Source organism: Rhizobacter sp. P1_G5, assembly GCF_056405435.1.
The window spans coordinates 1-2,723 of the sequence record NZ_JBFUCB010000738.1; the positions used below are offsets into that span (position 1 = coordinate 1).

At 71.0% G+C, this 2,723-nt stretch carries 4 protein-coding genes; 3 read left to right on the forward strand and 1 reads right to left on the reverse strand.

Features of this window, described 5'->3' with window-relative positions; all coding sequences use genetic code 11:
• On the reverse strand, nucleotides 1-660 hold a 660-nt coding region (locus tag AC1D12_RS30290; RefSeq protein ID WP_477844947.1), incomplete at its 3' end, for a cation:proton antiporter domain-containing protein.
• A 76-nt stretch (nucleotides 661-736) separates the two neighbouring features.
• On the opposite strand from AC1D12_RS30290, the gene AC1D12_RS30295 reads away from it, so the two are divergent.
• The 3 genes from AC1D12_RS30295 to AC1D12_RS30305 form a co-directional block, all read left to right on the forward strand.
• Nucleotides 737-1,765 (forward strand): galactose-1-epimerase, encoded by a 1,029-nt coding sequence (locus AC1D12_RS30295; RefSeq protein WP_477825313.1) that lies wholly within the window; start codon nucleotides 737-739, stop codon nucleotides 1,763-1,765.
• Between the two features lie 101 nt (nucleotides 1,766-1,866).
• Complete coding sequence (locus AC1D12_RS30300; RefSeq protein WP_465113831.1) at nucleotides 1,867-2,334, forward strand: Spy/CpxP family protein refolding chaperone; 468 nt, start codon at nucleotides 1,867-1,869, stop codon at nucleotides 2,332-2,334.
• 43 nt (nucleotides 2,335-2,377) lie between these two features.
• Nucleotides 2,378-2,723: response regulator transcription factor (locus tag AC1D12_RS30305; protein ID WP_477844948.1), on the forward strand; the 346-nt coding region annotated here is incomplete at its 3' end.

A 2,723-nucleotide genomic window follows, 5' to 3' on the forward strand; every position in this document is an offset into this window, starting at 1 on the left:
GTGCTCGACGGTCAGCGTCAGCCGGTTCAGCAGCCACGCGACGCCCCAGCCGCCGGCCAGCCCGATCGCGAGACCGAAGCCGGCTTGCGTCGCGAGCAGCAGCAAGAGCTCGCCCGGCCCGGCGTTCGAGCGGATCACGGCCGTCATCGCGAGCGTCAGGAACACCGCCATCGGGTCGTTCAGGCCCGACTCCATCTCGAGCGTCGAGGACACCCGCTCCGGCAGCTGGATGCCGGCATGGCGCAGCAGCGAGAACACCGCCGCCGCATCGGTCGACGCGACGATCGCGCCGAGCAGGAAGCCGTAGCGCCAGTCGACCTGCAGCACCGCCATCGCGACCGCGCCAACCATCAGCGCCGTCAGCACGACGCCGAGCGTCGCGAGCCACAGGGCAGGCTTCAGGCCGGCGCGCACGCTGGCCATCGGCGTGCTGATGCCGCCTTCGAGCAGGATCACCGCCAGCGCGGCATTGCCGACCCAGGCCGTCATCTGCGTGTCGTCGAAGCGCAGGCCGCCCGGGCCGTCGACGCCGATCAGCATGCCCGCGGCGAGGAACACCAGCAGGAACGACAGGCCGAGCCGCGCCGAGAACACCCCCGCGAGCAGGCTGACGAACATCAACAGCCCGCTCGCCAGCAGCAGGAGGTGGAAGGCGTGCATCCGTGGACGTTAGCAGAGGGGCCTCGACCCGAGGCACACTGGCGGGCTGATTTCGCTGCAGTCCTTCGCCTACACCATGAGCCAATCCCTTGCCCTCGACACCGCCGTCTTCACGCTGAGCAACGCCGCCGGCCTGTCCATCCAGGTGATGGACCACGGCGCCACCTGGGTGTCCTGCAGCGTGCCGCTGCCCGGCGCCGCGCCGCGCGAGGTGCTGCTGGGCTGCGCCCGCCTGGACGACTACCGCCGCCAGACCGGCTACCTCGGTGCCACCATCGGCCGCTATGCCAACCGCATCGGCGGTGCGCGCTTTCCGCTCGACGGGCGCGAGGTCAAGGTGGCCGCGAACGAAGGCGTCAACCAGTTGCACGGCGGGCCGGTCGGTTTCGACAAGCGGCTGTGGACGCTGGTCTCGCACGCGCCGACCGAACTGGTGCTGTCGCTCGTCAGCGAAGACGGCGACCAGGGCTACCCCGGCCGCATGGAGACGACGGTGCGCTACCGGCTCGGCGACGACCTGAGCGTGCTGGTCGAGCTCGCCGCCACCGTCAGCGCGCCGTGCCCGGTCAACCTGACCAACCACGCGTACTTCAACCTCGACGGCGATGCACCCGATGGCGACATCCGCGCGCACCGGCTGCGCATCGCGGCGCAGCAGTTCCTGCCGGTCGACGCCGGATCGATCCCGACCGGCGAGCGGCGCGACGTGGCCGGCACCGCCTTCGACTTCCGCACACCGCGCCCGATCGGCGAGGCGCTGATGCACGACGAGCAGCAGAAGCTGACGCGCGGCTACGACCACTCGTACTGGCTCGATGCCGGCTGCGCCGACGGCCGCACGCCGGCCGCCGAGGTGGTGGCGGGCGATGGCCGGGTGGCGCTCGCGCTGCACACGCGGCTTCCGGCGCTGCAGGTCTACAGCGGCAACTACCTGCCCGGCACGCCGACCCGCGTGGCCGGTGCCACGTATGCGCAGCACGCCGGCTTCGCGCTCGAGCCGCAGTACTCGCCCGACACGCCGAACCACCCGGAGTGGCCGGGCTGCGTGCTGCGGCCGGGCGAGCGTTTCGAGCAGGCGCTGCGCTACGTGTTCACGGTGCGCTGAAAAGAAACGATACACGGCGATACCGCCGCGATAACACGCCGGGCGCGGCAGCGACGACGATGCAGGCCATGTTCACACCACGACCTGCAGGAGGAATCTTCATGCGCCCCTGGCTCAAACGCACCCTGATCGGCGTCTTCGGCGCCTCGGCCCTGTTCGGCGGCTTCGCCGCCTGGTCGCAGCACCCGCACGGCTTCGGCCGCTGGGAATCGATGAGCGAGGCCGATGTCGCCCGCTTCAAGGCCCGCGCGATCGAGCATGCGGCACGCCGGCTCGACCTCGACGCCGCGCAGCAGGCCCGCCTGGGCGTGCTGATCGACACGCTGCAGCAGCAGCGCCAGGCGCTGCGCGGCAACGCCGACCCGCGCGCGGAGTTCCGCTCGCTGATGGGCGACGGCACCTTCGACCGCTGGCATGCGCAGGACCTGATCAACAGCAAGCTCGCGAGCGTGCGCGACGGCAGCCCGAAGCTGGTGGCGGCAGTCGGCGATTTCTACGACAGCCTGCGGCCGGAGCAGCAGCGGCAGGTGCGGGATTTCCTCCAGCAACGCCACGGGCCGTGGAGTTGAAGCACCGTCCCGGATTGGCATCCGGGCTACGACAATCCGCGCCATGCCCCGCATCCTGCTGATCGACGACGACGCGCACCTGGCGCCGCCGCTGCGCGCGTATTTCAGCCGCTTCGACCTCGACCTCGATGCCGCCACGCGGCCGAGCGAGGGCCTGCGGCTGCTGCGCGGCGACGGCTACGACCTCGCGATCCTCGACGTGATGCTGCCCGAGATGGACGGCTTCCAGCTGTGCCGCGAGATCCGCCGCTTCAGCGACGTGCCGATCCTGATGCTCACCGCGCGCGGCGACGTCATGGACCGCGTGGTCGGCATCGAGCTCGGTGCCGACGACTACCTGCCCAAGCCCTTCGAGCCGCGCGAGCTGCTGGTGCGGCTGCAGGCCATCC

Excerpts from the sequence above, each read along its gene's own strand:
- AC1D12_RS30295 (WP_477825313.1), top strand. The coding sequence starts at position 737 with ATGAGCCAATCCCTTGCCCTCGACACCGCCGTCTTCACGCTGAGCAAC.
- AC1D12_RS30300 (WP_465113831.1), top strand. The coding sequence starts at position 1,867 with ATGCGCCCCTGGCTCAAACGCACCCTGATCGGCGTCTTCGGCGCCTCG.